Source organism: Arthrobacter crusticola (genome assembly GCF_004357995.1).
GTDB classification, from domain to species: Bacteria; Actinomycetota; Actinomycetes; order Actinomycetales; family Micrococcaceae; genus Arthrobacter_D; species Arthrobacter_D crusticola.
In genome coordinates this window covers 313,391-329,885 of record NZ_SMTK01000003.1, presented here as the reverse complement: position 1 = coordinate 329,885, position 16,495 = coordinate 313,391, and the positions used below count along the sequence as shown (strand labels likewise).

Annotated in this window: 13 protein-coding genes; 8 read left to right on the top strand and 5 right to left on the bottom strand. The window is 70.6% G+C overall.

Features of this window, described 5'->3' with window-relative positions; all coding sequences use genetic code 11:
* Window positions 1-191 precede the first annotated feature (191 nt).
* Together E2F48_RS09275 and purD are read right to left on the bottom strand one after the other, a co-directional pair.
* Complete coding sequence (locus E2F48_RS09275) at window positions 192-1,091, bottom strand: phosphoribosylaminoimidazolesuccinocarboxamide synthase (protein WP_133403713.1); 900 nt, start codon at window positions 1,089-1,091, stop codon at window positions 192-194.
* The gene (gene purD, locus E2F48_RS09270) at window positions 1,088-2,386 is read right to left on the bottom strand and encodes a phosphoribosylamine--glycine ligase (RefSeq protein WP_133403712.1); all 1,299 of its coding nucleotides are present in this window, start codon (window positions 2,384-2,386) and stop codon (window positions 1,088-1,090) included. Before purD ends, E2F48_RS09275 begins: the two co-directional genes overlap by 4 nt.
* 104 nt (window positions 2,387-2,490) lie before the next feature.
* Here purD and E2F48_RS09265 point away from each other — a divergent pair, with 104 nt between their 5' ends.
* The 6 genes from E2F48_RS09265 (at window position 2,491) to E2F48_RS09240 (ending at window position 8,335) form a co-directional block, all read left to right on the top strand.
* Entirely contained in the window at window positions 2,491-4,086 is a 1,596-nt protein-coding gene (locus E2F48_RS09265) for a molybdopterin-dependent oxidoreductase (RefSeq protein ID WP_133403711.1), read from the top strand.
* Between the two features lie 132 nt (window positions 4,087-4,218).
* Window positions 4,219-5,238, top strand: coding sequence for an asparaginase (locus E2F48_RS09260; RefSeq protein WP_133403710.1), 1,020 nt, complete (start codon window positions 4,219-4,221; stop codon window positions 5,236-5,238).
* Between the two features lie 43 nt (window positions 5,239-5,281).
* Complete coding sequence (locus E2F48_RS09255; protein WP_133403709.1) at window positions 5,282-5,674, top strand: sterol carrier family protein; 393 nt, start codon at window positions 5,282-5,284, stop codon at window positions 5,672-5,674.
* A 2-nt stretch (window positions 5,675-5,676) separates the two neighbouring features.
* Window positions 5,677-7,152 carry a DUF2079 domain-containing protein gene (locus E2F48_RS09250; RefSeq protein WP_133403708.1) on the top strand — a complete coding sequence of 492 codons (1,476 nt, stop codon included), beginning with the start codon at window positions 5,677-5,679 and terminating at the stop codon, window positions 7,150-7,152.
* A 19-nt stretch (window positions 7,153-7,171) separates the two neighbouring features.
* Window positions 7,172-7,489, top strand: coding sequence for a hypothetical protein (locus E2F48_RS09245; RefSeq protein WP_133403707.1), 318 nt, complete (start codon window positions 7,172-7,174; stop codon window positions 7,487-7,489).
* A gap of 99 nt (window positions 7,490-7,588) precedes the next feature.
* The gene (locus E2F48_RS09240) at window positions 7,589-8,335 is read left to right on the top strand and encodes a TetR/AcrR family transcriptional regulator C-terminal domain-containing protein (protein ID WP_133403706.1); all 747 of its coding nucleotides are present in this window, start codon (window positions 7,589-7,591) and stop codon (window positions 8,333-8,335) included.
* Window positions 8,336-8,428: 93 nt separating this feature from the next.
* Here E2F48_RS09240 and E2F48_RS09235 read toward each other — a convergent pair whose 3' ends face one another.
* Window positions 8,429-9,139 (bottom strand): DUF4386 domain-containing protein, encoded by a 711-nt coding sequence (locus tag E2F48_RS09235; protein WP_133403705.1) that lies wholly within the window; start codon window positions 9,137-9,139, stop codon window positions 8,429-8,431.
* A 165-nt stretch (window positions 9,140-9,304) separates the two neighbouring features.
* On the opposite strand from E2F48_RS09235, the gene purF reads away from it, so the two are divergent.
* Both purF and purM read left to right on the top strand, forming a co-directional pair.
* The gene (gene purF / locus E2F48_RS09230; RefSeq protein ID WP_133403704.1) at window positions 9,305-10,855 is read left to right on the top strand and encodes an amidophosphoribosyltransferase; all 1,551 of its coding nucleotides are present in this window, start codon (window positions 9,305-9,307) and stop codon (window positions 10,853-10,855) included.
* Window positions 10,852-11,970 (top strand): phosphoribosylformylglycinamidine cyclo-ligase, encoded by a 1,119-nt coding sequence (gene purM / locus E2F48_RS09225; protein ID WP_133403703.1) that lies wholly within the window; start codon window positions 10,852-10,854, stop codon window positions 11,968-11,970. The genes purF and purM overlap by 4 nt, the downstream gene beginning before the upstream one ends.
* 114 nt (window positions 11,971-12,084) lie before the next feature.
* Here purM and E2F48_RS09220 read toward each other — a convergent pair whose 3' ends face one another.
* Both E2F48_RS09220 and E2F48_RS09215 read right to left on the bottom strand, forming a co-directional pair.
* Window positions 12,085-15,123, bottom strand: a complete 3,039-nt coding sequence (locus E2F48_RS09220; RefSeq protein ID WP_165968735.1) for an endo-1,4-beta-xylanase — start codon at window positions 15,121-15,123, stop codon at window positions 12,085-12,087.
* 130 nt (window positions 15,124-15,253) lie between these two features.
* Window positions 15,254-16,393, bottom strand: a complete 1,140-nt coding sequence (locus tag E2F48_RS09215; RefSeq protein WP_133403701.1) for an endo-1,4-beta-xylanase — start codon at window positions 16,391-16,393, stop codon at window positions 15,254-15,256.
* Between the last annotated feature and the right edge of the window lie 102 nt (window positions 16,394-16,495).

Here is a 16,495-nt window from a genome sequence, read left to right as displayed (position 1 = left end):
TCCTCGGAACGGGCTGCTCAGGGGTCCGGCCGGCACTGCGGCTGCCATCCAACGTCGGAACCAGGGCCGGCTGCGAAATTGTGAGGTGAGTCTAACGCCGGGCCCGCGGCGCTCCACGGGATCGGTCGAAAGTGTCGGCTTCATGACGTACCGCGGAGCCGCGCCGGGGCAGCAGGTACCCGGGGGAACCCTCAGGCGAAGGCGCGGCCGGTCAGGCGCTCGTAGGCCTCGATATAGCGCCCGCGGGTCCGCTCCACGACGTCGGCGGGAAGAGCCGGCGGCGCCGACACCCGGTCCCAGCCGGAGGCGTCCGAGGTGAGCCAGTCGCGCACGAACTGCTTATCGAAGGAGGGCTGGGCGCGGCCCGGGGAATACTGCGAAGCGTCCCAGAAACGCGAGGAATCGGGGGTCAGCACCTCGTCACCCAGGGTGATCCGCCCCGCGAGCGGGTCCAACCCGAACTCCACCTTCGTGTCGGCGAGGATAATCCCGCGCTCCCGGGCGATGGCCTCGGCCCGCGAGTAGATGTCCAGGGTCAGCGAGCGCAGCTGCGCCGCGGCGTCGTCACCCACGGTCATGACGACGGCGTCATAGGTGATGTTCTCGTCGTGCTCGCCCACCTCGGCCTTGGCCGAGGGCGTGAAGAGCGGCGGGTCGAGCCGGGAGCCGTCCTGCAGCCCGGCCGGCAGCGGCAGGGAGCACACGGTGCCCGATGCGTGGTATTCGGCCAGCCCGCTGCCGGTCAGGTAGCCGCGGGCGATGCACTCGATCGGATACATCTCGAGCCGCCGGCAGATCATGGCGCGGCCGGCGACGGCCGCCGGGACCCCGCCGGCCTCGTCCGCGGCCAGCACGTGGTTGGGCACCCCGGTGAGGCGTTCGAACCACCACAGGCTCAGCTGGGTGAGGACCCTGCCCTTGTCCGGAATCTCCGTGGCGAGCACATGGTCGAAGGCGCTGATGCGGTCGCTGGCCACGACGAGGACCCGGTCCGGGTCGCCGTCCTCCGGCTCGTACAGGTCGCGCACCTTCCCCGAGTACACGTGACTCCAGCCGGGCAGCTCCGGGTGCGGGGGTGCGAAGGAGCTCACCGTCCCGCCACCGGCGCGGCGGCCGGCGCGACGTGAATCTCGCCGCGGGCGGCCTTGAGGGCAATGTCGGTGCGGAACTGTCCGCCCTCGAGCTCGATCTCGGCCAGGGCGTCGTAGGCCGTGGCCCGGGCACCGGCAAGGTCGCCGCCCAGCCCCACGACGGCGAGCACGCGGCCGCCGGAGCTGACCACCTTCCCGTCCTTCTCCGCCGTTCCGGCGTGCAGCACCTGCACGTCCTCATGCTGCGCGGCCCGCTTCAGGCCGCGGATCCGCCCGCCGGTCCGGGGCGCTTCGGGGTAGTTCTCCGCGGCGAGCACCACGGCCACCGCGGTCCGGGGGGACCACTGGAGGCCGCTGAGGCGGTCCAGCCCGCCCCTGGCCGCCGCCAGCAGCACCCCGCCGAGGGGGGTCCGCAGGCGGGCCAGCACCGCCTGGGTCTCGGGGTCGCCGAAGCGTGCGTTGAATTCAATGACGCGCATGCCGCGCGAGGTCAGGGCCAGCCCGCAGTACAGCACGCCCACGAAGGGGGTGCCCCGGTTGGCCATCTCGTCGATCACCGGCTGGGCTACGCGCGTCACCACCTCGTCAACGAGGCCGGGAGGCGCCCAGGTCAGGGGCGAGTAGGCGCCCATGCCGCCGGTGTTGGGGCCCACGTCGCCGTCGTGGATGCGCTTGAAGTCCTGGGCCGGGGCGAGCGGGACGACGCTGCATCCGTCGGAGAGCACGAAAAGGGAAACCTCGGGACCATCGAGGAACTCTTCGATGACCACGCTTCCGCCGGCGTCGAAGCAGCTCTGGGCGTGGGCGAGCGCCTCGGCGCGGTCGCCGGTCACCACGACACCCTTGCCCGCGGCCAGGCCGTCGTCCTTGACCACGTAGGGGGCGCCGAAGGTATCGAGTGCCTCCTCGGCCGCGGCGGTGGTCGAGGCGACCCGGGCCATCGCCGTCGGGACGCCGGCCGCGGCCATGACCTGCTTGGCGAAGGCCTTCGAGGCCTCAAGCTGGGCGGCCGCCCGGGAGGGCCCGAAGACGGGGATCCCGGCCTCGGTGAGCACGTCGGCCACGCCGGCGGCCAGGGGCGCCTCGGGGCCGATGACCACCAGGTCCGAGCCGAGCCGCTGCGCCAGCTGCGTCACCTCCGCCGGATCACTGGCGTTGATGCTGTGGGTGGGGACGTCCGCAGCGATGCCGGCGTTGCCGGGGGCCGCGTGGACCTCGCGGACGAACGGATCGTTAAGGAGTGCACGGACGATGGCGTGTTCGCGGCCACCGGGGCCAATCACAAGAACCTTCACAGTAGATCAGCGTACTGGGTGCACCGCACCCCACGAAGCCCGCTCCCGCTGTTACGCCCCGCCCGCCCACCCATACACGGAACGGGCATCTCCGAATACCCGGTATGGACACCCGACGGAAAAGCCCACGAGCAACGACCCTGCTGGCAGCACTGGCAGGGATCGCGGCCGCGGCGCTCGTCCTCGGCGTCGCCGAACTCGCCGCGGCGTTCTTCACCGCCCGCGCCACACCGGTGATCGCCCTCGGATCGACGTTCATCGACTTCACCCCCGGCTGGTTGAAGGACTTCGCCATCGCCACCTTCGGGACCGGGGACAAGGTGGCCCTGTTCGTCGGGATGGGCTTGACCATCATCGCCCTCGCGGCGGTCCTGGGCATCGCCGCGTTCCACCGGTGGGTGCTGGGCGCCCTCGGCGTCACCGCAGCGGGCCTGGTCATCGTGGCAAGTGTCCTGTCCCGGGCCGGCGCGTCCACCTACGATGCCCTCCCCTCACTGATCGGCACGGCCGCCGGGCTGCTGGCGCTCCGGCTGATGATCGCCCGCCTGCCCGCCGCACGGGCGGTACCCTCCGATTCCGCGCCCTCCGATTCCGCGCCTGCCGCCGCGGCGGCGCGGGCCCTGCCCGGCGGGTCCTCGCGGCGGTCGTTCTTCGCCGCCGCCGGGGTCACCTCGGTGGCGGCGGCCGCCGCCGCGGCCGGGGGCCGCGCCCTGGCCGGCGCGCGCAACAGCGTGGAGGCGGCCCGGCGCGGCCTGCGGCTGCCGGCTCCTGCCAGCCCGGCGCCGGCCCTGCCGGCCGGGCTCGAGGCCCCGGTGGACGGCATCACCCCGTGGCTGACTTCAAACCCCGACTTCTACCGCATCGACACCGCACTGAGCGTCCCCCAGCTCGACGTCGACACCTGGGAGCTCCGGGTCCACGGAATGGTCGAGGAGGAGTTCACCCTGACCTTTGATGAGCTCCTCGAGGAGGACCTCATCGAGCGGCACATCACTCTCACCTGCGTCTCCAATCCGGTGGGCGGCAATCTTGTGGGCAACGCCAAGTGGCTGGGCTACCCGCTGCGGGAGCTGCTTCGGCGGGCCCGGCCGCTGCGGGGCGCCGACATGGTCCTGAGCACGAGCAGCGACGGGTTCAGCGCCTCGACCCCGCTGCCGGTGCTTCAGGACGGGCGCGACGCCATGCTGGCGGTCGCCATGAACAACGAGCCGCTGCCCCTTGAACACGGCTATCCGGTGCGGATGGTGGTGCCGGGGCTGTACGGGTACGTGTCGGCCACGAAGTGGGTGGTCGATCTCGAGGTCACCCGTTTCGCCGACCGGACCTCCTACTGGACCGACCGCGGCTGGTCCGAGAAGGGCCCGATCAAGACAATGGCCCGGGTCGAGGTTCCGCGCTCCTTCGGCAAGGTCGCCGCAGGCACTGTCTCGATCGGCGGGACGGCCTGGTCCCAGACCCGCGGCATCACCCGGGTCGAGGTCTCGGTCGACGACGGGCGGTGGGAGGAGGTGACCCTCGCCGCAGAGGCCTCCGTCGACACCTGGCGCCAGTGGTCCCATGAGATCACCGTCGGCGCGGGCTCCCACACGGTGCGCGCCCGCGCCACGGACCCCGCCGACGGGCTCCAGACCGATGAGCGGGCCGACCCCGTCCCCAACGGCGCCTCCGGCTGGCAGTCGGTCCAGTTCACCGCCACCTAGGCCCGTCCACCGGCGCGGGCAGCACGACGCGCTGTGGGAGCCGCGCCCGCCGGAGGCCCATCCCCTCCGGCGGGCGCAGCGCCGGCGGAAAGCCGCCGCGGAAGGAGCCGGCGGATAGGCAATACTTGTTCCATGCTTTCAACTTTCAGCTCGGACGACGCCGTTGATCTCGCCGTCCTTGAGCGCAGCGGCCTGATCGAGTCCCGCCACGTGGGATCCGCCGTCGTCCTCGCCGCCGACGGCTCGGTGGTGACCGCGCTGGGCAATGTCGAGGCGCCGATCTACCCGCGCTCCACCCTCAAGCCCTTCCAGGCCCTGGCCACCATGAAGGCCGGGGTGCCCCTGCGCGGCCCGCAGGTGGCCCTCGCCGCCGCCAGCCACGTGGGCAGCGCCGAACACCTTGACGTGGTGAAGACAATGCTCAATGCCGCCGGCGTGAGCGAAGAGCACCTCCAGTGCCCGGAGGACTGGCCGCAGGACGAGGCCACCCGGACCCAGCTGGTCCTCTCCGGCAAGGGAAAACAGCGCATCGCCTTCAACTGCTCCGGCAAGCACGCAGGATTCCTCTGGGCGTGCACCGAGAACAACTGGGACCACGCAACCTACCTCGACCGGGCGCACCCGCTGCAGCAGAGCATCGCCGAGGTCATCGAGGAGTACACCGGAGAGGCACCGGCGCACTGGGGCGTTGACGGCTGCGGCGCGCCCGTGGCCGCGGTGTCCCTCACCGGCCTGGCCCGGGGCATCGGCAGGATCGCCAAGGCGCCCTCCGACAAGCACGCGGACGCGCGCGCCGCGACCGTGGCCACCGCCATGCTCGACTACCCGTGGGCCGTGCACGGCCGGGGCCAGGACAACTCCGTGGTCATGGAGGAGCTGGGCATCCTCGCCAAGAGCGGCGCCGAGGGCGTGCTGGTCCTGGCCGCACCCACCGGCGCCTCCCTCGCCCTGAAGGTCCTCGACGGCAACCTGCGGGCGGCCACCCTGGTGGGCCTGAGCCTGTTCGCCGCCGCCGGCGCCATCGACGCCGCGGAGGTCGGCGCGGTGCTCGAGCGGGTGGTCCCGCGCGTCCTCGGCGGTGGACGCCCCGTGGGCAGCCTGCGCCTCGCCGCACCCGTGCTGGCCCAACTGGACGCGGGTTCGCTGAGCTGAGGTCCGGGCACCGGAGGGCAGGAACGGCACCGAAAGGGACGGCATGGCACGACGACGCATCAGCACCGAGGACGGACACGCCGCCCTCCGGGCCGCGCCGGGAGGCGGCCGGGCCGAGAAGGCCGCGGCCGTGCGTTTCTGCCTTGAGGAACTCGCCGAACGTGCCCCGGGCAACAGCGTCGAAGTGCGCGTGCCGCCCTTCGGGGTGACGCAGTGCGTCGAAGGGCCGCGCCACACCCGGGGCACCCCGCCCAATGTTGTGGAAACCGATCCGCAGACCTGGCTCGAGCTGGCCACCGGAGCCCTCTCCTGGAGCGGCGCGGTGGCCGCCGGAAGGGTGTCGGCCTCCGGGCAGCGGGCCGACCTCAGCGCCTGGCTGCCGCTGTTCCCCGACGTGCCCGGTCCGTCCGCCGGGCCATCCGTTCCGGGCCGATAGCCATGGCGCATCCAGCACCGGCGCCGCACCGGAGCGCCGGCCGACCGGCACTCCGCCGCACCGGTATGGTCCGGCCCGGTACCCTGGCGGCCGCGGCCGGCGGCGCCCTCCGGCGCCAGCCCACCGGCGCCTGGCTGATCGCCGGTGCGGTCACGGTTCTCTACTGCGCCTACTCCACCGCGCAGTGGCACCGGCTCGAGTCACCGTCGTGGGACCTGGGGATCTTCACCCAGCTCGCCAAGGCCTACGCGGGGTTCGACGCGCCCATCGTTCCGATCAAGGGCGAGTCCTTCAACCTGCTCGGGGATCACTTCCATCCGCTGCTGGTCCTGCTCGGGCCCGTGTACGCACTGTTCCCCTCGGCCTTCGCCCTCCTGGTCGTGCAGAACCTGCTGTTCGGGCTCTCGGTGTTCGTCGTCGCCCGCACCGGGCTGCGGGAACTGGGCCGGGCCGGCGGGACCGCCGTCGGACTGGCCTACGGCCTGTCCTGGGGGCTGCAGGCCGCCGCCGCGGCCCAGTTCCACGAGATCGCCTTCGCCGTCCCGCTGCTCGCCCTCAGCTGCGAAGCGGTGATCCGCCGGCGCCTTGCCGCGGCCGTGGCCTGGGGCGCCCTGCTGGTCTTCGTGAAGGAGGACCTGGGCCTGACGGTGATCGCGCTCGGCCTGGTCAGCGCACTGCGCTTCCGGCACGCGGCCGGGCTCTGGCTTGCGGCATGGGGTGCCCTCTGGCTCCTGCTCTCGGTGCGGGTGATCCTGCCGGGCCTGAACTCCGGTGGATCCTACGACTACGCCGGCCGGGTCGACGCGGCGGCGATGCTGGCCGACCCCATACAGGCGGCGGCCGACTTCTTCTCTGGAGCGCCCAAGTACGAGACGGCGCTCCTGCTCCTGGTGGCCGGCGGGGTGGTCTTCCTGCGCTCACCGCTGGCGCTGGTCCTGGTGCCGACCCTGCTCTGGCGCTTCGCCTCCACCGAGGTGGGCTACTGGGGGCCGGGCTGGCACTACAGCGCCGTGCTCATGCCCGTGCTCTTCCTGGCCCTGATCGACGCCGCGGCCCGGCTTCGGCGCAGCGGGCGCAGACTGCCGCGGATCCTCGCCGGGGCCGGGTGCGCCTGCGCCGCGGCCGCCGCGCTGGCCTTGCTGCCCGGCCAGGCCCTGGCGGAGCTCGCCGACCCCACCACCTACCGGCAGTCCGCGCGCTGGGACGCCGCGCACCGGCTGATCGATGCGGTGCCCCGCGGGGCCACCGTGGAGACCGGAGTGGGGCTGATGGCCTACCTCGTGCCCGGCTCGGAGGTGTACTGGATCGGGAACACCAACCCGGCCCCCGACTTCCTCCTCGTTGACGCCGAGGACTGGAGCTGGGGCACCACTCCCCCGGCCGACGCCGAGGCGCACGCCGAGGAGACCTACCCGGGCACTGCCTACAGCCTGGTGTTCGCCGAGGACGGCTATCAGTTGGTCGAACGGACCGGCTGATCGCCGGTAGCCTTAATTCATGAGCTCCGAGACCCCGCCGTCCGACAGCCCGTCCGGGCGCCCCACCGAGCGCCGCGAGGTGAGCGTGCGCCGCGCCCCGCGGTTCGCCCCGTTCATGCTGCTTGGAGTGGCTGCCGGCTTCATCGCAGCACTGATCATCGCCTACACGAGCCCGCCCGATCCCACCCTGACCCGCGAATCTGTCCTGGGGTTCTTTTTCGTCGTCCTGGCACTGCCCGGGCTGCTGTTTGGTGCCCTCGTGGTCCTGGTGCTTGACCGGCGCAGCGTGCGCCGGGCCCGCCGCCTCTCGGCCGACCCCGTTGACGACGACGCCTGAGCCCGCCCTCCTCCGGGCGGTTCCGGCCGCCGAACCCGAGGCGTACACTGTACTCCTAACGATGCGACCGGGAGTGCGGCACAGGACAAGGCGGCGGCAATGACGGACACCCTTCAGGCCGGGCCGCGCCCGCGCCTGAACCGGGCCCGGGTGCTGGAGGCCGCAGTGGCCCTTGCCGACGAGATCGGCATCGAGTCGCTCAGCATGCGCAGGCTGGCCCAGGAACTGGGGGTCGTGCCGATGGCCCTCTACAAGCACGTCGCCAACAAGGAGGAACTCCTCGACGGCATGGTCGACGTCATCGTCGGCGAGATCGATCCCCCGGCGGCCGATGCCGACTGGAAGAGCGGCGTGCGGTCGAGGATCCTCTCGGCGCGGCACACGCTGCAGCGGCACGCCTGGGCGCGCCGGGCAATCGAGACCCGCACCGCCATGACCCCTCGGGTGCTCGACTACATGGACTCCTTCGTCGGTGTGTTCCTGACCGGCGGATTGTCCCTCGACCTCACCCACCACGCCATGCACGCCCTCGGCGGTCGGGTGTGGGGATTCACCCAGGAACTGTTCGAGGACCCCGCGGCGCCGGCGCCTGCCGTATCGGACGCCGACCGGGCCGAGATGCTGCGGCAGGCGGCCCAGCGTTATCCGAACGTGGTGGCGATCGCGACGTCGGTGACGCACGACGAGGGGTCGGTGGTCGGGCACGGCTGCGACGACCAGTTCGAGTTCGAGTTCGCCCTCGATCTGCTGCTCGACGGCTTCGAGCGGCTGCACGCGCGGGGCTGGACCTCGCGGGGGGCGAAAACCCAACAGTCGAATACCGAGGCGGCAAAAACCGCCCGCTGAGGCACCGGCCGCACCGCCACCGGTGGCGCGTCCGCCCTCCCGCCCGGGCCGTTCCGCCCGCCCGCCGGGATGTCCCGACGGCTTCTCCTCGGACTAGGCGGGTACGCGGTCGCCCGGTGTCTGGGCCGCGTCGAGTGCCGCCACGGCCGGGGAGCGGAAGCCTCGAGCGATCAGGTAGACCGCAAGGCATACCTCCCAGGCGAAGACCGGGAGGGCGGTTACCGCCGCCCACACCGAGACCTGCTCGTAGAGGCCGAACATCTGGGCCGCCCCCGAGGCGAAGACCAGGGGCCCTCCCACCAGTCCCAGCACGGCGATGAACCGCGGCACCAGCCCGGACCGGTAGAGCAGGTAGGCCAGGAGCACGGTGTTCGTTCCACAGAAGAAACTCGGCCCGACGAGGAAGGTCCAGTTGTTAAAGGCGACCAGGGCACTGCCGAGCGCGAGCGTCTCAGGGCCCGCCTGGGGCAGGTCCTGGCGCAGCGTCACAAGCGCGAGGAGGGCGACGACGCCGGCGGTGATCACCGCGGCCTCGAGGGTTCGCAGCGCCACATACCCCAGGGCGATGCCTTCGTTCTGCCGCCGGACCACGGGGTAGAGGGCAACGCCCGTTCCGACGATGGCCACTGCGAGCAGCACGTCGAGGAAGGCGGCCAGGACCACCAGCGACTCCGGCCCCGAGCCGGCGATGTAGTCCGGATTGCCAAGCACCGGAACGTAGAGCAGCCGCGCCGCAACCGACGTGACGTGCGTGATGAGGAAGAGGACGCCGGCGACGGCGGCGGTCCTTCGCAGTGAGGTCATTTTCCACTCTCTCGGGTGTGTGGCGTACGACGTACACCATCAGAACCCCAACGCTAGGTGTACGCCGTATACAAGTCAAGGGGCGGAAGAACTCTTTTCGTTCGCCGCAGGAGCCGGGCGCCGTCACGTTCGGGCACCGGATCCGGCCCGTGAGAGAATGGGTCCATGGTGCGCGGTGATGGAAAACTTACCCACGATCTTCTCCCCAACGAAAAAGGCCCCCAGGATGCCTGCGGCGTTTTCGGCGTCTGGGCCCCCGGGGAAGAGGTGGCCAAGCTGACGTACTACGGCCTGTACGCCCTGCAGCACCGGGGGCAGGAGTCCGCCGGCATCGCCACCAGCGACGGGGCGCGCATCAATGTGTACAAGGACATGGGCCTGGTGTCCCAGGTGTTCGACGAGACCACCCTGAACACCCTCACCGGCCATATCGCCGTCGGCCACTGCCGGTACTCCACCACCGGAGCCTCGCAGTGGGCCAACGCCCAGCCCACCCTGGGCGCCACCGCCGCGGGCACCGTCGCCCTGGCCCACAACGGCAACCTGACCAACTCCGCCGAGCTGTACCAGATGGTCCTTAACCGGCACGGCGTGCCCCGTTCCGGGGAGATCGCCCAGGGCAACACCACCGACACCGCCCTGGTCACCGCACTGCTCGCCGGCGATGAGGGCCGCTCGCTCGAGGAAACGGCGATGGACCTGCTGCCGAACATCCGCGGCGCCTTCTGCTTCGTGTTCATGGACGAGGGAACCCTCTACGCGGCCCGGGACACCTACGGGGTGCGCCCGCTGGTGCTCGGCCGCCTCGAGCGCGGCTGGGTGGTCGCCTCCGAACAGGCCGCGCTGGCCACCGTTGGCGCGAGCTTCATCCGGGAGATCGAGCCCGGGGAGTTCATCGCCATCGACGAGGACGGGGTCCGCTCAAGCCGCTTCGGGACCTCAACGGCAGCCGGCTGCGTTTTCGAGTACGTATATCTGGCCCGCCCCGACGCAGCGATCGCGGGGCGCTCGGTGTACGAATCCCGGGTGGAGATGGGCCGGCAGCTGGCGCGGGAGAACTCCGCCGGGGCCGACATCGTCATCCCGGTGCCCGAATCGGGCACCCCCGCCGCGGTCGGATTCGCCGAGGAGTCGGGCATCCCCTTCGCCCACGGCTTCGTCAAGAACGCCTACGTGGGCCGCACCTTCATCCAGCCCAGCCAGACCCTGCGGCAGCTGGGCATCAAGCTGAAGCTCAACGCCCTCGAATCGGTGATCCGCGGCAAGCGCATCATCGTGGTCGACGACTCGATCGTGCGCGGCAACACGCAGCGCGCAGTGGTGCGGATGCTGCGGGAGGCCGGGGCGGCCGAGGTCCACGTCAAGATCTCCTCCCCGCCGGTCCGCTGGCCGTGCTTCTACGGCATCGACTTCGCATCCCGCGCCGAACTGATCGCCAACGGCGCCGCCGTTGAGGAGATCAGCAAGTCCATCGGCGCCGACAGCCTCGCCTACATCTCCGAGGACGGCATGATCGCCGCCACCCAGCAGCCCCGCGAACGGCTGTGCACGGCCTGCTTCACCGGCAGCTACCCCATCGAGCTCCCCGCCGCCGACCGCCTGGGCAAGAACCTCCTGGAGCGCAACCCGGCCGACGACGCCGACGGGTGCGAGCCCGGGCCGGACACTGAATTCGAAGCTGTACTCACCGACGCAGACAGGAAAGAACGGGTATGACCCCCTCCCCCAACCCCATCACCTACGCCAGTGCAGGAGTGGACGTCGAGGCCGGTGACCGCGCTGTCGAGCTGATGAAGGGCGCGGTGAAGGCCACCCACGGCGCCGAGGTGATCGGGGGCGTCGGAGGCTTCGCCGGCCTGTACGACGTGTCGAAGCTGCTGACCTACCGTCGGCCGCTGCTGGCGACCTCCACCGACGGCGTCGGCACCAAGGTCGCCATCGCCCAGGCCCTGGACATCCACGACACCATCGGCTTCGACCTGGTGGGTATGGTCGTCGACGACATCGTGGTGGTCGGCGCGGAGCCGCTCTACATGACCGACTACATCGCCTGCGGCAGGGTGGTGCCCGAGCGCATCGCCGCTATCGTCCGCGGCATCGCCGCCGCCTGCTCGGTGGCCGGAACCGCCCTGGTGGGCGGGGAGACCGCCGAGCACCCCGGCCTGCTCGGGGAGCACGAGTACGACGTCGCCGGTGCGGCGACCGGCATCGTGGAGGCCGACGGGCTGCTCGGACCGGACCGCGTACGGGAGGGCGACGTCGTGATCGGAATGGCCGCCTCGGGCCTTCACTCCAACGGCTACTCCCTCGTGCGCCGCGTCATCAACTCGGCCGGGTGGGCCCTTGACCGCCAGGTTTCCGAACTGGGCCGCACGCTGGGCGAGGAACTGCTCGAGCCGACGCGCATCTACGCCGCCGACTGCCTCGACCTCGCCCGCTACACCGGCGCCGCCGTGCACGGGTTCAGCCACGTGACCGGCGGCGGGCTCGCCGCGAACCTCGCCCGGGTCCTCCCCCGCGGCATGGAGGCCACCGTGGACCGCTCCACCTGGGCGCTGCCGCCCATCTTCACCCTCGTCTCCGAGCTCGGCAACGTGCCCCTGCCCGACCTTGAGCGCACCCTGAACCTGGGCGTGGGCATGGTGGCCATCGTGGGGGCCGAGGGAGCCGACGCCGCCCTGGCGCGCCTCGCCGGGCGCGGCGTCCCCGCCTGGGCCATGGGCACCGTAGGCTCAGCCACCGGATCGGCCGCAACCGACGGACCAGACTACGTGCAGGGCGCCAAGGGCGTCGACGGCGGAGCGGTCCGGCTGGTGGGCTCCTATGTCTGACCGGATCGGGCCCGCCGTCTGATCGACGCCGGGCAACGCACAAAAGGGAGCCCCTCCTTGGAAGAGGAGGAGCTCCCTTTTTGTTTCAGCCGGTTGAGTCGGCCGGCTGGGCCGTCAGGGCCGGCCGGTCTGCTTACGCGTGACGATGACGTCGAAGGTGCTCGTCCGCGTATTGCCCGCCTCGTCCTTCGCGGTGCAGGTGACTCTCGCGGTTCCCACCGGGAAACGGCTGCCGGGCGCCGGGGCGCAGGTCAGCGGGACTTCGCCGTCCAAAGTGTCGATGGCGGACGGCAGCGCATAGTCCACCTTCGTGCCGCTGGCTCCGTTGGAGACGACGGCGATGTCCGACTGGTCGGCGATCCGCGGCGGCAGCACATCGGCAGGCCGGGCGGGCAACCGGGCCGGGTCGACAATGCCCCAGTAGGCGGGGGTGACCTGCAGGTCGTCGTCGAACGGGAGCGGCTGCTCCCAGGGCCGGGCCATCGGCCAGGTCCGCAGCCAGGTGCGGGCATTGCTGATGCCCCAGAAAGTCACCGAGTCGATCGACGCACCGTTCTCACCCAGCATCGCAAAGAGGTCGCGGTAGTAGTAGCCGACCTCCGCCGCCGCGTCCTCATCATTCTCGAACGCCGGGCTGTACGGGTCGGCCGGGACGCCGCTCACATCCGCCCCCTGATTCTCCGTGGAGGCGTTGACGTCGAGCTCCGTGATGGCCTGCAGGAGTTCCGGGTTGACCGCCTCCACCGCCCGGATCGAGTCCCGGAGCCACTGCACCGGCCGCGCGACGTCGACGTGGGCCTGATGGCCCACACCGTCGATGGGCACGCCGCGGGCCTCGAGCGCCCGGATCAGCTCGAGGTAATCAGCCCGCTTCTCGGGCATCTCGGTGTTGTAGTCATTGATGAACAGCGCGGCTTCCGGGAAGTGCCGGTCGGCCAGGCGGAAGGCCTCGTCGACGAAACCCTCACCGAGGACCTGGAACCAGCGGCTGTCGCGCATGTTGTGCGGGTTCGCCGTCTCGCCGTCGGCGATTACCTCGTTCACCACGTCCCAGGCCCAGATGGGGCTGTCGCCCTCCGGGTACCGTGCGTTGATGTGGTCGGCGATGCCCTTGATGTGCGCTTCCATGCGCGCCTTGAGCAGGGCCTGGTCCGCCGGGCTGTTGGTCAGATCACGCGCGCCGTCCCGGAAGAACCAGGCAGGGGTCTGCGAGTGCCAGGCCAGCACATGGCCGTAGACCTGGATGTCGTTGGCGTCTGCGAAGTCCAGCAGCTGGTCCAGCTGGGCGAAGGAGAACTGGCCCTCAACCGGCTGAACACTCTCGGGTTTGCCTGCGTTCTCGGGGGTGAAGGCGTTGAAGTGTTTGCGGACGAGGTCCGCCGCAGTTCCCGCTGTTTCGCGTGCGTCGATCGCCACGCCCACGTGCTCGATGCCCCGGGCGCCGAGGACGTCCTTCAGCGCGGGCACGTCGGTCTGGATCGGCTGTTCGCCGAACGGTGTGAGGCTGAAGTCATCGAGGCTGAAGTCGATGCCGGCGGGGCCCTCGACGTAGATCTGCACCTTGTCGGCCGCCGCCCCCAGTGTGTAGGTGCCCTTGAGCTGCGTCCAGCCATCGGCCGTGATGGTTGCCGCAGCGCCCGCCACGCCCTCGTAGGCACTTGCGCCGCCGTTGTCGCGCTGCACGGACACCTTGAGGGAGGCGGGCGACTGGCCCGGGGCGAGCTTCGCCCAGACCGATACCTCCACCGCTGACCCGACAGGCAGTGCGGCGGTGACGTCGAGGGCCGCGCCGTGCCAGGGCTGGGTTCGGGTGGTGACGAGCAGGCTGCCGGTCCCGGTCCGGGCATCGCTGCCGGCGCTGACCTGCACGCCGTCACCCCGTGCGGTCCAGCCGTCGGTCCCTGCCTCGAAGCCGTTGGTGACGCCGGTCGTCTGCCCGGTATCCGCACCGCCGCTCGGCAGGGTGAAGGTCCACCCCTCGGCCTGCTTCTCGCTCACGACGGTTGCCACGGCCTTGACGGTGTTCGTCCGGTCTCCGCCGCCGTCGTGCGCGAGCACCACGGCGCCGGGCACGAAGGCCTTGCGGAGGTTCCCGGTGAGCGTGGCCTCGCTGAGGTCGTTGCCGTCCCAGTCGAAGATGACGTTCCCGAGGCCGAGGGGCTGCATCCCGAGCGCCGCGGCAACCTCGCCGGTGGCGCCCCAGCTGCCGTTCGGCGCACGGAAGTACGGGACCTGCAGGTCGGGGTCACCTGCGGCTGCGCGGATGATGCGCAGATTCTCCTTGAGGTCCGCTTCGACCTGCGCCTCCGTCCACGAGCCCATGTCCGCGTAGGACGTGCCGTGGTTGCACAGGGCGTGCCCTTCGGCGACGATACGCCGCAGCAGTTCGGCACCACCGGGTGCCTGGACGTTCTGCCCGATGACGCAGAAGCTGGCCGAAATGCCTTTGTCCCGCAAAAGGTCGAGGACGGCGGTTGTCTCGCCGGGGTTCGGGCCGTCATCGAAGGTGAGCGCGGCGGCATTGCCGGTGCCCCGGGCCGCCGCGATCGGCGTCGGGGTCGGGTTCACGGCGCCGCCGGGAACGAAGGCGGGGTCGGGGGCGGGCTGCCAGGGGCTGTCCGCCGGGCCGGCCGTGCCGGTGATGACGACGTCGTCCACGAGGTAGTCGTAGGGTGCGCCCAGGTCCCCGGTGCCGAGATAGGCACGGAGGGCTGCCGGGTCGGCCCCGCCGGGGGCGTTGAAGGTGCCGGTCACTGTTGTCCAATCATCCGCTGACACCTGAGTGTTTCCCACCCAGTTGTAGGCCGGTTCGACGACGAAGCGCGCCGATGTGGTGGTGCCGGCCGCGGCCGCGAGCCTCATCGAGGCGGAGAACGTGTAGGTTCCGCCCGGCCGCAGCAGATTGGCGGGGGTTTTCACACCGTCGTAGTCGTTCGCCCGCCCCCGCACGAGCAGGGCCTTGTCCCCGTCGGCGTCCACGACGGAGAGCGCCGGACCGCCGTTCTGGGTGAGCGGGCCGATGTTGCCGTCCTCGAAATCCTCGCTCAACAGCACCGCCGGCTCGTCGGCCTGCGCCATGGGCGCTCCCAGCACTCCGGCCCCGGTGATCAGGCCGAGCACCGTCGCGCCCGCAATCAGACGTCCTTGTCTCATGGTTCTCCTTGTCCATTGGCCCGTCCCACACCGGGACGGGCCGCGGCCCCGGACGCTCCGGGGCCGCATGCGCTGCTGGATGTACTGCCGGGAACGCTCCCGCCCCGCCTGCCGGAGGCGGAAGCGGTGCCTAGCGGTTGCCGCGCCCGGGGGACGCCTGCTCCAGCGTCACCTGCAGGGCGTCATAGGCAGGCTTCCGGGTGAAGTCGTTCCACATGACCGTTGCTTCGCCCTCGCCGGCGAAGAACACCGGAACCCAGGAGTACTTGTCGGTGAAGCCCCAGATGGTGAAGGAGTTGCACTCGTCCACGCTGACGCAGGCTTCAAGTGCCCTCTGGTAGTAGCCGGCCTGTTTCTGAAGCTGCGCCGCGGTCGGGGCGGTCCCCGGTGCGACATCCATCCGCACATCGATCTCGGTGATTGCCGTCTCCAGGCCGAGGTCGTCGAAGCGCTGCAGGTTCGCACGCAGGTCGCCCGGGAAGCCGTAGCGGGTGCTGAGGTGTCCCTGGATGGCGAAGCCGTCCACCGGGACCCCTTGCGCCTGCAGTTCCGGGATGAGCCTGAGGTACGCGTTGCTCTTGGCGTTGACGCCCTCGACCCCGTAGTCGTTGAAGAAGAGCTTGGCCTTCGGGTCCGCCTCGTGGGTCCAACGGAAGGCATCGGCGATGATTTCGGGGCCGAGCTCCCGGATCCAGATGTTGTCCGTCGTGCGCAGCGTCCCGTCACCGTTGAAGATTTCGTTCGCTACATCCCACTGCTGGATTTTTCCCGCGTACCGGCCCACGACGGTCTGGATGTGGTCCTTGAGGATGGCCCGGAGCTCGTCTTTGGAAAAGTCGCCCTCTTCCAGCCACGCCGGGTTCTGGCTGTGCCAGAACAGGGTGTGTCCGCGCACCACCTGCTTGTTCTGCTGCGCGAATTCGACGATTGCGTCCATTTCGGCAAAGCGGTAGGTGTTGCGTTCGGGATGGACGAACTCCCACTTCAGCTGGTTTTCAGGTGACACCGAGTTGAACTCGGCGGCGAGGCTCTGCCGGTATTCCTGGTCGTAGGTGAACGGATCGGGGTACGCCTGCGTCTCGTGGTGGCCGCCGCCCGCGACCGCCGTCCCGATCTTCAGGTCCTGGGGCGCTGCCCAGCGCAGGGTGTCCTGCTTCTGAAGCCCGGGAGCCTGAGCTGCGGGGTTCTGCGCTGCGAGCGCCGGGCCCACGGCGGGAAGAAGCATCGCCGAGGTGAGTACTGCGGCGGCAAGGGACGAACGGACCTTCATGAGCTCTCCTTTGAGGTGCGGAACGGCGTCCGAAACTTCGAGACCAATTTTCCGGAAGTTTCCGGAAATGCCGTTGCTGTAGGTTAGGAACACCGCACAGGA

Excerpts from the sequence above, each read along its gene's own strand:
- E2F48_RS09265 (WP_133403711.1), top strand. The coding sequence starts at position 2,491 with ATGGACACCCGACGGAAAAGCCCACGAGCAACGACCCTGCTGGCAGCA.
- E2F48_RS09260 (WP_133403710.1), top strand. The coding sequence starts at position 4,219 with ATGCTTTCAACTTTCAGCTCGGACGACGCCGTTGATCTCGCCGTCCTT.
- E2F48_RS09255 (WP_133403709.1), top strand. The coding sequence starts at position 5,282 with ATGGCACGACGACGCATCAGCACCGAGGACGGACACGCCGCCCTCCGG.
- E2F48_RS09250 (WP_133403708.1), top strand. The coding sequence starts at position 5,677 with ATGGCGCATCCAGCACCGGCGCCGCACCGGAGCGCCGGCCGACCGGCA.
- E2F48_RS09245 (WP_133403707.1), top strand. The coding sequence starts at position 7,172 with ATGAGCTCCGAGACCCCGCCGTCCGACAGCCCGTCCGGGCGCCCCACC.
- E2F48_RS09240 (WP_133403706.1), top strand. The coding sequence starts at position 7,589 with ATGACGGACACCCTTCAGGCCGGGCCGCGCCCGCGCCTGAACCGGGCC.
- E2F48_RS09235 (WP_133403705.1), bottom strand. The coding sequence starts at position 9,139 with ATGACCTCACTGCGAAGGACCGCCGCCGTCGCCGGCGTCCTCTTCCTC.
- purF (WP_133403704.1), top strand. The coding sequence starts at position 9,305 with ATGGTGCGCGGTGATGGAAAACTTACCCACGATCTTCTCCCCAACGAA.
- purM (WP_133403703.1), top strand. The coding sequence starts at position 10,852 with ATGACCCCCTCCCCCAACCCCATCACCTACGCCAGTGCAGGAGTGGAC.
- E2F48_RS09220 (WP_165968735.1), bottom strand. The coding sequence starts at position 15,123 with ATGAGACAAGGACGTCTGATTGCGGGCGCGACGGTGCTCGGCCTGATC.
- E2F48_RS09215 (WP_133403701.1), bottom strand. The coding sequence starts at position 16,393 with ATGAAGGTCCGTTCGTCCCTTGCCGCCGCAGTACTCACCTCGGCGATG.